We start from the raw sequence: 14862 nt of genomic DNA, 5'->3' as shown, positions 1-14862 counted from the left end.
TGATGGCCAGGCTGGCCGGCACCAGCAGTGCCGCGCCCACGCCCTGCAGCGCACGCGCCGCAATCAGGGTGCCGGCGCCGGGCGCCAGCCCGCAGGCGACAGAGGCGGCGGTAAAAAGCGCAATGCCGACGATGAACACTGTGCGCCGTCCGAAGCGGTCGCCCAGCGAGCCGCCTACGAGCACCAGGGAGCCCAGCGCCAGCAGATAGGCGTTGATCACCCATTGCATGGCCGCCAGGCCCGCGCTGGTGCCCGCAAAATCGCGCTGGATGGCGGGCAGGGCAATGTTGACGACCGAACCGTCAATGAAGGCCATGGAGGAGCCGAGGACGGTGGCAGCCAGCGCCAGGCCGCGGCGCGATGCGGGGGCTGCCCCGGTTTCTGCCTTGTACTGTGCGCGGATCAGCCCTTCGTCGCACGGAGACAGGACGTTACCTGCCATGGCGGTACCTCGCGCTGCGGTACACCGTGTTCAATTTTTTTGCCTGGCTGCCGTTAACCATGTATGGCTCTCCTGCTTGTCGTTCAAGAAACCGAACCCGCTTTTTCGGCGTATTTCCGCCAGCGCGGGTGTAGGGCCGCCTCGCGGGTGACAAGCCTGCAGCTTACTGAATTTTTGAGGAGACCGTCATGATGCGCACCAGCACCGTTGGCCTGAAAGAAGCCTGCCTTACCGCCGTCTCTGCGCTGGACGAGTTGGTGTTTGAGCTCGTCTGCGCGAGCCGGAAAAACTTGTCGCCAGTGTTCCTGGACTGGGTGGCTGACGAAGCGACGCCTCTGGTTGAAAAGCAGATTGCCAGGTCTTTCAACACACCGCAGTTTGCGGCCAGCCTGCGCATGGGCGACCAGCGCCTGGCGATGGCGCGCTGGGTGCGGCTGTGGGTCGGTCCGCGCATCGTGGCGGGTTTTGAGGAGCTGGCCGATTGCCTGCCGGAGTTTGCGGGCAGCCGGACTGTCGTCCGATCGCCTTTGCCAGTTGCTGACGCCAGCACATTCCAGCATCGTTTCCTTGCCCTGCTGGGGCTGACCGGCGCCGCCGGCTTGCAGCGCTCCCCGACCCGCTATCAATAAAGTAGCTGCTTGCGCACGCCCTCGCTGGGCTGGAGGTCGATTTCATGCATGAATCGGGCCGTAAACCCACGTGATGACGAGGTGGGATGTCCGTTTCCGGCGAGCCTGTCTGCTGCCTCCGGCTTACGCTTGGGTTTTTCCTCAAGACCCAAGCGCGCCATGAACAATTTGTTGACGTACACGCCAGCCGACACCGGGTGGTCGGCGCTGACCGAAGTGCTGCAGGCGCACGGCAGCGCCGTGCTGCCGCAACTGCTGAGCCCCGCGCAGTGTGCGGAAATCACCGGGCTGTATCGACAGGGCGCGCTGTTTCGCAGCCGTATCGTGATGGCCCGCCACGGCTTCGGCCAGGGCGAGTACCAGTACTTCAGCTACCCCTTGCCCGGGCTGGTGCAGCAGCTGCGCAGCACGCTGTATCCGCAGCTGGTGGAGGTGGCCAACCGCTGGAACGAAGCCATGGGCATCGCCGTGCGTTATCCGGCTGAGCACGCCGCCTTCTTGGCCCGCTGCCACGCGGCCGGCCAGGTGCGGTCGACGCCGCTGCTCTTGCAATACGCGGAGGGCGACTACAACTGCCTGCACCAAGACCTGTACGGTGAACATGTGTTTCCGCTGCAGGTGGCGGTGCTGCTGTCGCGGCCGGGCGAAGACTTCACCGGCGGCGAGTTTGTGCTGACCGAGCAGCGCCCGCGCATGCAGTCCCGGCCCGAGGTGGTGCCCCTGGGCCAGGGCGACGCCGTGGTGTTTGCCGTGCACCACCGACCGGTGCAGGGCAGCAGGGGTTTTTACAGGGTCAACATGCGTCACGGCGTCAGCACGGTACGCTCGGGTCATCGCCACACGCTGGGGATTATTTTTCATGACGCGCAGTAATTCCATTTCTAAATCATCCGTGCACTTTGTCGGCTTCGCTAGCCGTACGTCTGTACTGTCGTCGCTTCGCCTTCGCGTTCACGAATGATTTAGAAAAGGAATAAGGCCCGAACCCGCGCGGGAGAATGTTTGACCACCGATCTTTTTGACGACTTGCCGGTAGCCGTGACGACCGAGTCGCTCGCACCGGGCGCGGCGGTGCTGCGCGGTTTTGGGCGTGAAGGTGATGCGGCCCTGTTGCAAGCAGTTGAAGAAGTTACTGCGCAGGCGCCGTTTCGCCACCTGGTCACGCCCGGCGGTTACACCATGTCGGTGGGCATGAGCAATTGCGGGGCACTGGGCTGGGTGTCTGACCGCAGCGGTTACCGCTATGACCCGCTGGACCCGCTCTCCGGTCAGCCCTGGCCGGCCATGCCGGCGAGCTTTTGCGAGTTGGCCAAAAGCGCTGCAGCGCGGGCCGGCTTCGACAACTTCGTACCCGACGCCTGCCTGATCAACAGCTATGAACCCGGTGCCCGACTCTCGCTGCATCAAGACAAGGACGAGAAGGATTATTCCGCGCCCATTGTTTCTGTCTCGCTGGGTTTGCCCGCCGTGTTTCTGTTCGGCACCGTCCGGCGCAGCGACAAGCCGCAGCGCTACCGCCTGGGCCACGGCGACGTTGTTGTCTGGGGCGGCCCGGCGCGCCTGGCCTACCACGGCGTGGCACCGCTGGCCGATGGTGAACATCCCTTGCTGGGCCGGCGTCGTATCAACCTGACGTTTCGTCGTGCGGGCTGATTTTTCTCAATGAAAAGTGCCGCCGGCCCTTATGGTACGGGTGTAAACAGCTATTGAAAACATAGCAATTTTCTGCTGCGGCAGAGTATGCGATCAAAGGCTTCTGTTTTTGCAGGCCTTTGGCTCTGCGTAACAATTCCTGCTTGTTCCTGAAAACATTCGCGGTTCAAATCAGCGCAGGCCCCCCGCACAACCGGAGTTTTCCCATGGCTGACGATTCGACAGAAACGCCGTTCACGCCCTATAACGACCGGCGCCACCAGATGTTTCCGGAGCTCACCGCTTCCGAGATTGAACGCATGCAGCGCTTCGGCAAGCTGCTGCGTTATCAGCGCGGTGACAGGCTGTTCGCCGCCGGTGAGCCCGGCCCCGGCATGTTTGTGGTGCTCAAGGGCACCCTGGCCGTGACCCAGCGTGACGGTATGGGCCATGTGGTGCCTGTGGTCCGGCACGGGCCGGGCGGGTTTGCGGCCGAGGTTGGCCAATTGTCGGGCAGCGTTGCGCTGGTTGATGGCCATGCCGAAGACGAGGTGGAGACGCTGCTGATTCCGCCCGACCAGTTGCGCGCACTCATTATTGCCGAGGCTGACCTGGGCGAGCGTCTGGTGCGCGCGCTCATCCTGCGCCGCGTTGCGCTGATCGAAGCCGGCGCCAGCGGCCCGGTGCTGATCGGCCAGCCGCAGTCGGCCAGTGTGATGCGTCTGCAAAGTTTCCTGAGCCGCAATGGCGAGCCGCACCATGTGATGGACATTACCAAAGACGCCGGTGCCGCCGCGCTGCTCGAGCAGTACAGCGCAGGCGCCGCCGACATGCTGGCCGTGTGCCCGAATGGCTCGGTGTTGCTGAACCCGACCGAAGGCGAGCTGGCCCGCTGCATCGGCATGGTGGACACCGCCGACCACGACGAGCTGTTCGACCTGATCGTGGTCGGCGCCGGGCCGGCCGGCCTGGCCACGGCGGTGTACGCCGCGTCCGAAGGCCTGCATGTGCTGGTGCTTGACTGCCGGGCCTATGGCGGGCAGGCCGGAGCCAGTGCGCGGATTGAAAACTACCTCGGCTTTCCGACCGGCATCTCGGGCCAGGCGCTGGCCGGCCGGGCTTATGTTCAGGCGCAGAAGTTCGGCGTCGAGATGTTGATTCCGGCGCAGGCGAAGTCGCTGAACTGCAGCCGCATGGCCGAGGAAGGCGAACTGCAGCTCACGCTGACCGATGGGCGCCGGTTGCGCGGCAAAACCATGGTGGTCGCCAGCGGTGCACGTTATCGCCGGCCGGAAGTGCCACGCCTGTCAGAGTTTGAGGGCCGCGGTGTCTGGTACTGGGCCTCAGCCCTCGAGGCGAAGATGTGCAGCCAGACCGAAGTCGCCCTGGTCGGCGGCGGCAACTCGGCCGGGCAGGCCGCGGTGTTTCTCTCGCAGCATGCCGCCAAGGTCAACGTGCTGGTGCGCGGGCCAAGCTTGGCCGCCAGCATGTCGCGCTATTTGATAGACCGCATCGAAGCCGCGCCTAATATTGAACTGCTGCCGCATACCGAGCTGGCCGGATTGCATGGCGATGAAGCTGGCCTGACGGCGGTGACCTGGCGCAACCGCAAAACCGGCAGCGAGCAGCAAACGGCCGTGCGCAACGTCTTCATGTTCGTCGGTGCCGACCCCGAAACCGGCTGGCTCCAGGACTGCGGCGTTGCCATTGATCCGCAGGGTTTTGTTCTCACCGGCGAAAAAGTGGCGAGCCACCAGCACGGCCACACGCCGGCACCGCTCGAAACCAGCATCCCCGGCCTGTTTGCGGTGGGCGACGTGCGCAGCGGGTCGGTCAAACGGGTCGGTGGGGCGATAGGCGAGGGCGCGGCTGCGGTGGCCATGATTCACCAGCATCTGGCGACGAGGGAGCGTTCAGCTTCTGTGGTCTGATACTTTTCAGTTTCCACAGGCTCATGCACAAAGCACTGGTCGAATACTCAGCGCGGCCACCAGCCCGCCTGCACCGAAACAAGCCATGCTCAATATGCAGAAGATAGTGACAGCAATCACCCACCTATGGTGTTTGCCACGCACTTCGCGCCCCATGTTTTCTTCATGTAACGCCAATTGCGTGAAATACGCGCAGCTGCTTGCCACCACCGCGGCTAGCAATCCCCCAACAAAGAGTCCCATGGATGCTTGGATGGCGCCAATATGAATCACCTTGGTCAACTTGTCGAGCGTTGCAACCATGCCGGCTGCTGCTCCGCCATTAATGAGAATTAGACCCTTGAAGATGTCTAGAGAAATCGTTATCAAAGACTTGAAAGTCTCTGTCTGATGGTTGGTTGTGAATTCATCAGCCATGTATCGTCTCCTGTTGACGCCATGATGGCGTTACGAGCGGTCAAACCGTGAGAGTCTTGACTGGTTGCAGATAAGGATAGGCGGTACCTTTGTAGGTGCTTGCCAGACAGTGAAACTAGAAATCTTCGGCCTTCAGCACCAGGGGATTGTCGGGGGTATAGGCAACGCCAGCCACGATCATGTCGGCAGCGCGCGCGTGAATCATCTCGGCATCCAGTGCATAGGCACTTTTCAGTGAGTCCGGCCCTTTGCTTGCGCCGAAGTGCTCCTCCATCGCCTCACGGGAAATTTTGACCGGAATGATGCTGCCGGCGTGCGATATTCCAAAGCTGAGCCAGTCGCCGTGATCGATGACATCCAGAGACGATTCCATGGGTTTCCTCCTGTAGTTGTCACGAGAATAGCTGACCGACCGCTGGACGTACAGCCCACAAAGGGGTGCATGGCCCTAGGAGAAACCACTAAGCCGTTTGCGTGTGCAGAACCTCGCCTTCTGCTAAACGATGTTCACTTGGCTTGAAGTTTTTCGATGTATACGCCCATGCCGGAAATCCGACCAGCAATGGCAAGCGTATCGCCCTGTTTGGGAGAGGTGCCCAATATACGCCCTTCAAGGCAGATATCTGCTTCATTGTTAAGTACCTGCAACCTGGCTTGCTGATCACAGCCGCGTGAACTCGGTCGCAAAGAACCAATTGACAACACTTTGGCTTCCAGGTGACTGGACCCAGTACCTGTTGCCCATCCAGCAAGTGCGAACCAGCCTAAGGGCGACATGGCCACACCCCCGGCGCCCAGGGTGACCATGATCGGAAACATGATCAACCACCTAACTACCCAGGTGGGATACTGAGCACTGAGGACACGTTTCTTTTTTTCCTGGATGAAAAATCCGATCCCCAAAATCGGTACCAATATCCAGAATATCCATGGCACTGCAGCGCGGTAGTCGTTCGCATACGAGAAGATAAAACCTTCACCGATAGTTATTTCCAGGACAGGACCAAAAAATACAAAGATGAACAACCCCCATGCGGGTACATAAAAGCGTTTGGGCAGAACGGCTGGCTTTGAAACGAAACGGTTTGCTTCATAAGCTGCAACGGCTTTCGCTTGAGTTTCCTCAAACTGTCTGAATTCTTCCTGGACCCGTGCGTCAATCTCTGCGAGTGCAGCCTCGTTGAGCTTTCCTTGGCGCTCAAGTTCCATAACATCAGCCACGATTGATTTCGCGGCGATATCGATGGAGCGCTCGCCCGCTGCATCATGAAAATCTGGTTTGAGCGTTTTGCTCGACATGTAGTTTTCCCTAAATTTTCTTGTAAACACCATTCATTGACTGCTTGCTTCCCCTGTTCCGTGGCTCCCACCTCGGTGCTATGGTCTTGATGGTTTCGTCCTGCCGGGAAGCTGCGGGCGAGCCGTTGACGTTACATGGATGCGGCTTATCTCACCAGAGGGTCACCGTGTTTCTCGACAAGACGAAGCACGGTATTCCAGTTCCTCGTGGTCACGGCTGAGCCGAGGAGTTTTTCCAGAAACGCATTCGGGCTGCCTGGCGACTTGGTGATTTGCCGGCTGACACTGAATACTTCCGTATCGGTGATGCCCAGGATTTCGACATCACCGCGAGCCGATGCCCGTGGCCATTTGGCCGACATGGCGTAATTCGCCGGCAGGAAAGAAACGCAGCAGGCGTAGACGCTGTCGGGTGCCACAGATTTGAACGGCTGGCTGGCAACGAGGTCGCCCAGGTAGCGCACCTCACGAAGATAAGCCGGTTCCTTGAACCCGCATTCGACCAGCAGCGACTGGCAGGCCAGCGTCAACACCTTGCGCGCTTTCGCGTTGCTTTTGGCCGAGAAAACAAGGGTGCCGTTGGTGAGGAAGGATGAAGCAGTTTCCGCATCGGCAGAAAGAAAGGCTGCTTCCAGCTGTGTTCGCGTGGGACAGTTAGCCCGGCCCAGGTTCAGGTTGCGGAAGAAAACGGCGTGTTTCATGCCCGGACTATGCCGTACAGCCTGTGCGTTCAAGCGCAGCCCGCACATCCGCCGGCCCGCGCACGTGAACGGCCTGCAAGCCAGCACCCTGTGCGCCGGCAATGTTCTCGGCCAGGTCGTCAAAGAACAGGATGGCCTGGGGATCGACCTTGATTTCACGGACGATGTGCTCAAAGGCCTGGCGCTCGGGCTTGCGGCAGCCCATGTCGGAAGAAACGAAGATGCGGTCAAACGCCTGAACGACCGCCGGGAACATTGCCGACCAGGCGGCCTGGTGCACAGGGTTGGAATTGGTGAAGGCATAACAGGGCAACTGGCTGCGGGCGGACTGGATCATGGCCAGGGCCTCGCTGATCTCGCCGAGAAAGATGGCGTTCCAGCCCTCGGCAACACGCGCATGGCCTTCCTGAAGTTGGAGGGTGTTGGACAGATGCGCAAAGTATTGCGCTGCGGTAATTTCACCGCGTTCATGCCGTTGGTAGGCGGCGTCAAACCGGAAACCGGCCTTGATCTCGTCGAGAGACAGCCGCGACACAGGCTGCCAGTGCTCGAAAGCACGGTTGAAGTCGATGTCGAGCACCACGCCGCCGAGGTCAAACAGCAGCGCCTGGACTTTGGTGGCTGTCATGGCCAGGCGGCTCATGTGGCCGCCACGGCTTCAACTTCCAGCTTCCATTTCGGGTCCAGCAACTGGCAGCAGACCACAGTCAGGGTGGGCTCGTGGGTACCCAGGAATTTCACGCGCGTGCGGACGTTGGCTTCGTCGTAGCTGGGGTCGGCCAGGTAGGTGCGTACGGAAACCAGGTTGTGCAGGTCCATGCCGGCAGAGCGCAGCAGGGTCTGGATGTGTGTCCAGATCACTTCGGCCTGTTCCTCAAAGGAATCGGGCATGGTTTTGCCGTCGGCGAGGTAACCGTTGAGGCCGCTGATCACCAGCATGCGCGAGTCGCCGCGGATTTCCATGGCGTGGCTGTAGCAGCGGTATTGGGGGAAGAGTTCCTTGGGGTTGTGTTTGATGACCGGCATGGGGAAGGGCTCTCTTGTTGCGGCGGACAGGGGGCGAGATGTGACCTGAACACAGGCTCTCTCTTTGGGGTGAACGCCGAGTCTATCGACCAGCCGCAGTTTTTCAAGCCTCTGCGGCGCGCTGGGCTCGCGAAACCGCCGCTCCCGGTTTCGCCGGTCTTCAGGCCGTGAGCCTGGCCACCGCCGCGCGCGCCTGCCGGCCCAGTCCGGCCAGGTCCAGCCCGGGCACCGCACCATCGCGCACGATTTCGCGGCCACCTACCAGCAAGGCCAGCAGGTGCGCCGTGCCGCCGCTGGCGACCGGGCCAATGGCGGGGTCGTGCAGGCCGAAGTAGCGGGGGTCGCGGTCCAGCGCGTAGATCGCGATGTCGGCGGCCTGCCCGGGCGACAGGGTGCCGATGCCGGGCAGGCCCAGCACCTTCGCGCCACCGGCGGTGCCCCAGCGCACCACATCCTCCACGGTGGTCGCCGCTGCGTCGGCCTCGCCCTGGCCGCCGCGGTGCAGGGCAACGGCGGCCTCGCCAGCGCGAGCCCGCTGCATCAGCCATGCCGCATGGGTTTCGGACAGCATGTCGGCGGCCTCGTTGGAGGCAGCACCATCCACCCCTATCGACACCGCAGCGCCGGCTTCTTCCAGTGCCCGCACCGGCGCAATGCCGCTGCCCAGTCGGCCGTTGCTCTGCGGGCAATGGGCGATGCCGGTGCCGGTTGCCCCCAGCAGGGCGATCTCGTCGGCGTCAAGCTTCACCAGGTGTGCGAACCACACGTCAGGCCCGAGCCAGCCCAGGGTTTCGCAGAAATGCACGGGCTTCATGGCGTGTTGCGTGTGCACGCTGTCGTGGTAGTGCACGGTTTCGGACAGGTGGGAATGCAGGTGCAGGCCCAGCCGGCGCGCCAGGTTTGCACATTCACGCAGCTCTTCGGGCCGCATGGAGTGCACCGGCGTGGTGGGTGCGACCACGAGGCGCTGCATGGCGTCGGGTGCGCTATTGTGGAAACGCGTGGCCAGGCGCTCGATGTCGGCCAGGTAGCCATCCAGCGTTTCAGGCCGCGAGGCAGGCGCCGTGTCGCCCTCCGGCAGGCGCGACAGCGTGCCGCCGCCGCGGCACAGCACAAAGCGCAGCCCCAGCGCCTCGGCTTCCTCGAACAGGATGGCCGAGCTGTCGTAAGGCATGTCGGGGTAGTAGTGGTAGTTGTGGTCGGCCACGGTGGCGCAGCCCGACAGTGCCAGCTCGACCAGGCCGATGCGTGCGGCCAGCCGGAACATGTCCTCGTCCATTCGGGGCCGCAGGCGTATCGGCGTGGCGGTAAGCCAGGGCGTCAGCGTGGCGTTGATACCCATGGGGTCGCCCTTGAGCAATGACTGGAACAGGTGGTGGTGGGTGTTGACCCAGGCAGGGTAGACCACGCAGCCGCCGGCGTCGATCTGCCGTTCGCCCGGCTCGGGCTGCAGCGCGCCCATGGCGGCGATCTTGCCGCCGCGCACGCGGATGTCGGGGCCGACATGCCGCGCTTCGCTGCCGGGCAGGCCGGTGAGGATGGCTGTGGCGTTTCGGATCAGGAGGTTCATGGTGTGGGCCCGGCCGGGGCCTGGATGGAAATGTGGTTCTTTGGCATGGACGGGGAGCCGCGGTGGATTTCTTCCTCGCCGTGCGCGCGCAGCAGGTCCAGCAACTGCTTGCGGATGACCAAGCCGGGTTTGTCCGAGGGCATGTGGAACTCGGCGCGGCGTGTGGTGTCCACGCAGGCATCGGCATCGGTGGCCTCGAGGATGTCGCGGTCCTCGGCCGTGATGGCCGCGTCCCAGGCAATCAGCTTTTGCGTGGAGCAGCTTTCCTCGCTGTCGTTGCGGTAGAGCCACTGCACCAGCATCATGCGTTCATCGTCAATCGGCGTGGCGCAGTTGTAAATGATGTGGTCGATGCCGCTGGCCGGGTAGTTGCAGCCGAAGCGTCGCGCAAACGGCAGGTAATAGCGGTTGATCAGGTGCCGCTCGGTGATGGGCTCGGTTGTGCCCGTGACCTGGTGGCCGGCCGCCGGATTGCGGATGGGCACACGGGTTTCGGCCTCGAAGCCGTAGTCGGTTTCGCGAAACTCGTAAGGCGCCGGTTTCGGTTGTTCAAGGATGCCGAAGTTGGCCTTGTGCACATAGGAAAAATGCGAGTTGTCGAAGGAGTTTTCCATCATGCGCAGCGGGCTGGTTTTCCATTCCTCGTAGAACTGGAAGATGCGCCTGTAGCCGGGTGTACCGTCTTCGGGGAAGTGCGGAATCGGCTTGAGCGGGTCCTCCAGCGCAACCCAGACATAGCCGTATTTCTCCTGGGCGCGGTAGGCCGGTACTTTGGCGCCGGCCGGAATCTGTATGTCGGGGTTTTGCGGAATCCGCACACAGGTGCCGGTGCAGTCGTAGGTCCAGCCGTGGTAACCGCAGACGAGGTTGCCGTCCTCGACCGTGCCTTTGGAGAGTTTCGCAGTGCGGTGGCAGCAGCGGTCGCGCACCGCGGCCGGCGTGCCGTCGGCCTGCTTCCAGAGCACAATGTCTTCACCCATCAGTGTGAACGGCTGCGGTCCGGCGTCGAGGGCCGTCATCGGCATCAGCGCGTACCAGAAGCGGCGCAGCACCTTCTGTTTAGTGGTCAGCATGGGCGACTTCCTTCTGCACGGGGTGGATGCGGGTCCAGCCGAATTTTTCGGTCTCGCCATGCTCTTGCAGCAAAGCCAGCAGGCGCTTGCGCATCAGCATGCCGGGCCGGTCGCTGGCCATGCTCTGCTCATCGCGGCGCGTCACGTCCACCGGAGCGTCGGCGTCCACCGATTCCAGGATGACCTTGTCCTCCAGCACCACTTTGGTGTCCCACTCATTGAGCAGCTCGGCCGGGCAATCTGCTTCGGTGTCGTTGCGGTACAGCCACTGGATCAGCTGCACGCGGTGGTCGTCGATGGGTGTGGCGCAGGTGAAGATGGTGTGTTTGATGCCGCTGGGATAAACCAGGCCCAGCTTGCGCAGAAAGGGCATGTGCCACTGGTTGGAAAACTGGCGCTTGGTCGTCGGCTCGGTCGTGCCGGTGATGCGGTGCGACTGTGGCGGGTTGTTGATGCTGATGACCATCGATGCCTCGAAGCCGTAGTCGGTTTCTTCCAGTGCGAAGTGCTCCGGCTTGGGCTGGCCGCCCTGGCCGAAGGTGCCCGCGTGGACGAAGGCGAAGTGCGCGGAATCGAAGGAGTTCTCCATCAGCCGCAGCGCGCCGGTGGCCCAGCTCTCATCGAACTGGTGGATGCGGCGGTAGCCCAGCGCTTCCTCTTCGGTGTCCAGCAAGGGCAGCAGCGGGTCGTCCAGCGCGACCCAGGCGTAGCCGAATTTTTCCTGGCAGTGGAAGGCCGGCACTTTGGCGCCGGCCGGGATCAACATGTCCGGGTTCTGCGGAATTTTCACGCAGGCGCCGCTGCAGTCGTAGGTCCAGCCGTGGTAGCCGCAGACGATGTTGTCGCCCTCGACAAAGCCCTTGGAGAGCTTCGCGGTGCGGTGGCAGCAGCGGTCGCGCACGGCGGCGGGTGTGCCGTCGGATTTTTTCCACAGCACGATGTGTTCGCCCAGCAGGGTGAAGGGTTGCGGGCCAACGGCGAGTTTGTCCATGGGCATGACGGCGTACCAGAAACGCCGCAACACCGCTTGTTGTGTGACCAACATGTTGATTCCTTGTAAAGGCCCGATGCTGCTCAGGCGCAGGGTCAGGCGGGGCGGTGAAGTCGGGAGATCAGGGCTTGATCTTGAGATCTTTGATGAACTGCAGCGTGTAGGCCTGTTGCCAGTTCGGGTTGGGCTTGAGCTGGCCGCTGGTGACCATCAGGTCGTAAGTCTGCTTCCAGCGCGCGTCGGTCATCACGCCGGCGCCAGCCTTGGCCGCATCGCCGCTGTCCATGAACTTCATCTCCTTCATGGTCTTGACCGAGTAGGCGATCAGTTCATCTTCCATCTTGGGGTTGTCCTGCTTGATCAGGGCGTTGCCAGGCGCGGGGTTGTCCAGGTAGCTTTTCCAGCCTTCCAGGGTGGCCTTGACGAAGCGCTGCACCAGCTCGGGCTTGTCCTTGACCATCTGGCGCGTCGTGACGATGGTGTTGCCGTACGGCGGGTAGCCCTCGTTGGCGAACAGGAAGAACTTGACCTTCTGTCCGGCCTTCTCGGCGATGAAGGGTTCGGAGCCGGGGTAGCCTTGCTGGGCCACATTCTTGTCGGCGAAGAAGGGTGCCATGTTGAAGGTGTAGGGACGGGTCTGGTCATCCTTCAGGCCGTGCTTGATCTTCAGCCAGGGCCACCAGCTGGTGCGGCCACTGGTGGCCAGCAGGATGGTCTTGCCCTTGAGGTCGGCCAGGCTGTTTACGTCGGGATGCGTGACCATGCCCTGCGGCTCCATCTGGAACACGGCCGCGACGGTGGTCAGGGGCACGCCATTCTCGATGGCCGACAGGGTCTGGAAATCCTTGCCCATGATGAAGTCGGCCTGGCCGGCGGCGATGATCTGGATCGCGTTGACCTGCGGGCCGCCCATCTTGATGCTGACGTCCAGGCCGTATTTTTTGTAGATGCCGGTGGCGATGGCCTGGTAGTAGCCGCCGTGTTCGGCTTGCGCGTACCAGGAGGTGAGAAAGGTGACCTTGTCCTGCGCGTGGGCCAGGCTGGCCGTGGCGGCCAGCGCGAGCACCGGCAGGATCTTGCGAACGAGTGTGGGAAATGACATGTGGTTTCTCCGGTTATGTTGATCAACACAAAGCGCCACCATGGCGCACGTCGGGAAAAATCCCGCCGCCAGAGCAATGACCCGCGGTCTCTGGACCGTTGCCTGCTTCTACTCTGAAAATCAAGACGCAAATTTCATGCCGTATCGGGGCAATTCCAGGAAATTACCTGGGCAAATAAATCGTGGCCTCCACTTCGATCAGCGCCCCGTCGCCGGGCATGAAACGCGACACTTCCACCACCGTGCTGGCCGGTGGCTCGCCGGGATAAAACAGGCCGCGCACGCGGTTGTAAAACGGGTAGTGGCGCAGGTCGCGGAAGTACTGCACCAGCTTGACCACATCGGCCATGCCGCCCCCGTGTTCGGCCGCCAGCTGGCGGATGCGCTCCAGCACAAACCAGCTTTGCGCGACGGCGGGGGCCTCGTAGATGTCCACCGTCATCTGGCCGGTGACATAACCCAGGCTGCGCAGGGCTTGCACAGCCTCGGGCGGCAAGTCGTCATACGCCTGCACCACGGCTTGGCGCGCCGGATCGACCGCGACCACGCCGCTGACAAACACGAAATCTCCGGCGCGCCGGACGGCCGCGTAGTTGGCCATGGGCCGGCCCATGCCCGCGCTCATGCGACCATCCACGCGCGTACCTTGCCGGGGTTGAGCAGATCCAGCGGGTCGAAGCGGCGCTTGATGTCGAGCACGGCCTGCGGCAGCTCACCGCCGGCTTTCCCGTCTTCGACGATGCTGACATGCGGGTCGTTGATGCGCACGCCGTTGTCACGGTGGATCTGCATGATCTCCTGCAGGCGTTCCTCGGTGCTGAACTTCACCAGCTGCAGCGCGGTGCAGGTGATGTTGCCTTCCATGTTGCGGATGAACTCGGCATGCATCAGCACTTCGCCGCCCAGCAGCTGTTCCATGCGCTTGACCTGCGCCAGGTGTTCGCCGGCGCTGAAGGCGCTTTGCAGGTAGGTGATGCCCTTGTCCACCTTCAGGGCGTTCAGCGTGGTGTGGTTCCAGGTGAATTCCAGCAGGGTGCGGTTGCTGGCCGCCACTTCTTCTGCCGTTTTGCGGTAGGTGACCGTGCCCGTGTATTGGGTGACAAGTTCCAGCAGCGGCGCCTCGCTGCTGGAGGCGGTGGCCGTGATGACGGCATGGCAGCCGGCGGGCAGGTAGCCGGCCAGCTGCTTCATGTAGTCCGGAATGGGGGCGGCCAGCAGGCAGACTTCTTTTTTGACAATGCCCGGCGCGCGCGCGACGGCGTCGCCGAACTCCAGCGCTTCATCAAAACTGCCGAAGGTGACGATGTTTTCCATCCAGTCATGCACGGGCGCCAGGCCGACTTCGACTTCCAGCACCAGGCCGTTGGTGCCCCACATGTGGTGCATCAGCAGGGCCTCGGGGCCGCGCAGCTCAATGAACTGCGGTTCTTCCTCGATGGTGATGGCGCGTATACCCAGCACGTTGCCGCGGGCGGCCAGCGGGCCGTAGTTGATGGAGCCAACCCCGCCGAAGCCGCCGCCGAACAGGCCGCCCAACGTGGCACTGCGGAAGGTGGAGGGGATGCAGCGCAGTTCCTGGCCCTGCGGCTTCACGGCCTTGTCGAAATCCCCGAGCCGGATGCCGGCCTGCGCACGGCCGGTGCCTTGGCGTGCCCAGAGGAAGGCGTTGTAGCCGCTCATGTCCAGCACCACGCCGCCCTGCAGCGGCACAGCCTGACCGTAATTGCCGGTGCCGCTGCCGCGCACGGTGATGGGCACGCGCAGCCGCGCGCACAGAGCGACAAGGCGGCGAATTTCCTCTTCGCTGCGCGGCCGCACCGCGGCGGCGGCCCGTTTGCCTTCGAGCTGGCGCTTGAGCACCGGGCTGAACCAGGAGAAGTCCTGGGACAGGCGGGCAATGCGGCCTTCGTCGGTGACCCAGTCCAGGTTGGCAAGTTCGGCGTGGAGCTGTTCGATGGGATGGGTGGGAGCGTTCACCGGTGGTACTTTCTGTATTTTCAAGTGTTTTTGTCCTCCAGCCCTTATCTGGCGGGCGCAAGGCGCTATGAA

The 14862-nt window shown here is 62.6% G+C and carries 17 protein-coding genes; 4 read left to right on the top strand and 13 right to left on the bottom strand.

What is annotated here, in order from left to right; genetic code table 11:
• On the bottom strand, positions 1 to 442 hold a 442-nt coding region (locus tag ABI660_RS16310; protein WP_348069976.1), incomplete at its 3' end, for an MFS transporter.
• 188 nt (positions 443 to 630) lie between these two features.
• On the opposite strand from ABI660_RS16310, the gene ABI660_RS16305 reads away from it, so the two are divergent.
• From ABI660_RS16305 to ABI660_RS16290, 4 genes are all read left to right on the top strand, one after another.
• Positions 631 to 1071: a hypothetical protein gene (locus ABI660_RS16305; RefSeq protein ID WP_348069974.1), complete on the top strand. Its 441-nt coding sequence runs from the start codon at positions 631 to 633 to the stop codon at positions 1069 to 1071.
• A gap of 159 nt (positions 1072 to 1230) precedes the next feature.
• Positions 1231 to 1944 carry a 2OG-Fe(II) oxygenase gene (locus ABI660_RS16300; protein ID WP_348069972.1) on the top strand — a complete coding sequence of 238 codons (714 nt, stop codon included), beginning with the start codon at positions 1231 to 1233 and terminating at the stop codon, positions 1942 to 1944.
• 129 nt (positions 1945 to 2073) lie between these two features.
• Complete coding sequence (gene alkB, locus ABI660_RS16295; protein WP_348069970.1) at positions 2074 to 2724, top strand: DNA oxidative demethylase AlkB; 651 nt, start codon at positions 2074 to 2076, stop codon at positions 2722 to 2724.
• A 206-nt stretch (positions 2725 to 2930) separates the two neighbouring features.
• Positions 2931 to 4634, top strand: a complete 1704-nt coding sequence (locus ABI660_RS16290) for an FAD-dependent oxidoreductase (protein WP_348069968.1) — start codon at positions 2931 to 2933, stop codon at positions 4632 to 4634.
• 21 nt (positions 4635 to 4655) lie between these two features.
• Here the strand turns inward: ABI660_RS16290 and ABI660_RS16285 are convergent, their stop codons facing one another.
• The 12 genes from ABI660_RS16285 to ABI660_RS16230 all read right to left on the bottom strand — a co-directional run bounded on the left by ABI660_RS16285 (position 4656) and on the right by ABI660_RS16230 (position 14790).
• The gene (locus tag ABI660_RS16285; protein WP_348069966.1) at positions 4656 to 5051 is read right to left on the bottom strand and encodes a hypothetical protein; all 396 of its coding nucleotides are present in this window, start codon (positions 5049 to 5051) and stop codon (positions 4656 to 4658) included.
• A 115-nt stretch (positions 5052 to 5166) separates the two neighbouring features.
• Positions 5167 to 5424, bottom strand: coding sequence for a hypothetical protein (locus ABI660_RS16280; RefSeq protein ID WP_348069964.1), 258 nt, complete (start codon positions 5422 to 5424; stop codon positions 5167 to 5169).
• Between the two features lie 134 nt (positions 5425 to 5558).
• Positions 5559 to 6350 carry a hypothetical protein gene (locus ABI660_RS16275; RefSeq protein ID WP_348069962.1) on the bottom strand — a complete coding sequence of 264 codons (792 nt, stop codon included), beginning with the start codon at positions 6348 to 6350 and terminating at the stop codon, positions 5559 to 5561.
• A gap of 146 nt (positions 6351 to 6496) precedes the next feature.
• Positions 6497 to 7051: a DUF1697 domain-containing protein gene (locus ABI660_RS16270; protein WP_348069960.1), complete on the bottom strand. Its 555-nt coding sequence runs from the start codon at positions 7049 to 7051 to the stop codon at positions 6497 to 6499.
• A gap of 7 nt (positions 7052 to 7058) precedes the next feature.
• The gene (locus tag ABI660_RS16265) at positions 7059 to 7679 is read right to left on the bottom strand and encodes an HAD family phosphatase (protein WP_348069958.1); all 621 of its coding nucleotides are present in this window, start codon (positions 7677 to 7679) and stop codon (positions 7059 to 7061) included.
• Positions 7680 to 7690: 11 nt separating this feature from the next.
• The gene (locus tag ABI660_RS16260) at positions 7691 to 8077 is read right to left on the bottom strand and encodes a RidA family protein (RefSeq protein ID WP_348069956.1); all 387 of its coding nucleotides are present in this window, start codon (positions 8075 to 8077) and stop codon (positions 7691 to 7693) included.
• Positions 8078 to 8237: 160 nt separating this feature from the next.
• On the bottom strand, positions 8238 to 9647 hold the full coding sequence (locus tag ABI660_RS16255; protein WP_348069954.1) for an amidohydrolase family protein: 1410 nt from the start codon (positions 9645 to 9647) through the stop codon (positions 8238 to 8240).
• The gene (locus ABI660_RS16250) at positions 9644 to 10720 is read right to left on the bottom strand and encodes an aromatic ring-hydroxylating dioxygenase subunit alpha (RefSeq protein WP_348069952.1); all 1077 of its coding nucleotides are present in this window, start codon (positions 10718 to 10720) and stop codon (positions 9644 to 9646) included. The genes ABI660_RS16255 and ABI660_RS16250 overlap by 4 nt, the downstream gene beginning before the upstream one ends.
• Complete coding sequence (locus tag ABI660_RS16245) at positions 10707 to 11765, bottom strand: Rieske 2Fe-2S domain-containing protein (RefSeq protein ID WP_348069950.1); 1059 nt, start codon at positions 11763 to 11765, stop codon at positions 10707 to 10709. The genes ABI660_RS16250 and ABI660_RS16245 overlap by 14 nt, the downstream gene beginning before the upstream one ends.
• A 67-nt stretch (positions 11766 to 11832) precedes the next feature.
• Positions 11833 to 12813, bottom strand: coding sequence for an ABC transporter substrate-binding protein (locus ABI660_RS16240; protein WP_348069948.1), 981 nt, complete (start codon positions 12811 to 12813; stop codon positions 11833 to 11835).
• Between the two features lie 163 nt (positions 12814 to 12976).
• Positions 12977 to 13438: a RidA family protein gene (locus ABI660_RS16235; RefSeq protein ID WP_348069978.1), complete on the bottom strand. Its 462-nt coding sequence runs from the start codon at positions 13436 to 13438 to the stop codon at positions 12977 to 12979.
• Positions 13435 to 14790, bottom strand: coding sequence for an FAD-binding oxidoreductase (locus tag ABI660_RS16230; RefSeq protein WP_348069946.1), 1356 nt, complete (start codon positions 14788 to 14790; stop codon positions 13435 to 13437). The genes ABI660_RS16235 and ABI660_RS16230 overlap by 4 nt, the downstream gene beginning before the upstream one ends.
• Positions 14791 to 14862 lie beyond the last annotated feature (72 nt).

The sequence above is a fragment of the Polaromonas sp. genome, assembly GCF_039930745.1.
Classification (GTDB): Bacteria; Pseudomonadota; Gammaproteobacteria; order Burkholderiales; family Burkholderiaceae_C; genus Polaromonas.
Note: the sequence above shows the minus strand (reverse complement) of the source record. Positions and strands in the feature narration are given on the sequence as shown.

Excerpts from the sequence above, each read along its gene's own strand:
- ABI660_RS16305 (WP_348069974.1), top strand. The coding sequence starts at position 631 with ATGATGCGCACCAGCACCGTTGGCCTGAAAGAAGCCTGCCTTACCGCC.
- ABI660_RS16300 (WP_348069972.1), top strand. The coding sequence starts at position 1,231 with ATGAACAATTTGTTGACGTACACGCCAGCCGACACCGGGTGGTCGGCG.
- ABI660_RS16290 (WP_348069968.1), top strand. The coding sequence starts at position 2,931 with ATGGCTGACGATTCGACAGAAACGCCGTTCACGCCCTATAACGACCGG.
- ABI660_RS16285 (WP_348069966.1), bottom strand. The coding sequence starts at position 5,051 with ATGGCTGATGAATTCACAACCAACCATCAGACAGAGACTTTCAAGTCT.
- ABI660_RS16280 (WP_348069964.1), bottom strand. The coding sequence starts at position 5,424 with ATGGAATCGTCTCTGGATGTCATCGATCACGGCGACTGGCTCAGCTTT.
- ABI660_RS16275 (WP_348069962.1), bottom strand. The coding sequence starts at position 6,350 with ATGTCGAGCAAAACGCTCAAACCAGATTTTCATGATGCAGCGGGCGAG.
- ABI660_RS16270 (WP_348069960.1), bottom strand. The coding sequence starts at position 7,051 with ATGAAACACGCCGTTTTCTTCCGCAACCTGAACCTGGGCCGGGCTAAC.
- ABI660_RS16265 (WP_348069958.1), bottom strand. The coding sequence starts at position 7,679 with ATGACAGCCACCAAAGTCCAGGCGCTGCTGTTTGACCTCGGCGGCGTG.
- ABI660_RS16260 (WP_348069956.1), bottom strand. The coding sequence starts at position 8,077 with ATGCCGGTCATCAAACACAACCCCAAGGAACTCTTCCCCCAATACCGC.
- ABI660_RS16255 (WP_348069954.1), bottom strand. The coding sequence starts at position 9,647 with ATGAACCTCCTGATCCGAAACGCCACAGCCATCCTCACCGGCCTGCCC.
- ABI660_RS16250 (WP_348069952.1), bottom strand. The coding sequence starts at position 10,720 with ATGCTGACCACTAAACAGAAGGTGCTGCGCCGCTTCTGGTACGCGCTG.
- ABI660_RS16245 (WP_348069950.1), bottom strand. The coding sequence starts at position 11,765 with ATGTTGGTCACACAACAAGCGGTGTTGCGGCGTTTCTGGTACGCCGTC.
- ABI660_RS16240 (WP_348069948.1), bottom strand. The coding sequence starts at position 12,813 with ATGTCATTTCCCACACTCGTTCGCAAGATCCTGCCGGTGCTCGCGCTG.
- ABI660_RS16235 (WP_348069978.1), bottom strand. The coding sequence starts at position 13,438 with ATGAGCGCGGGCATGGGCCGGCCCATGGCCAACTACGCGGCCGTCCGG.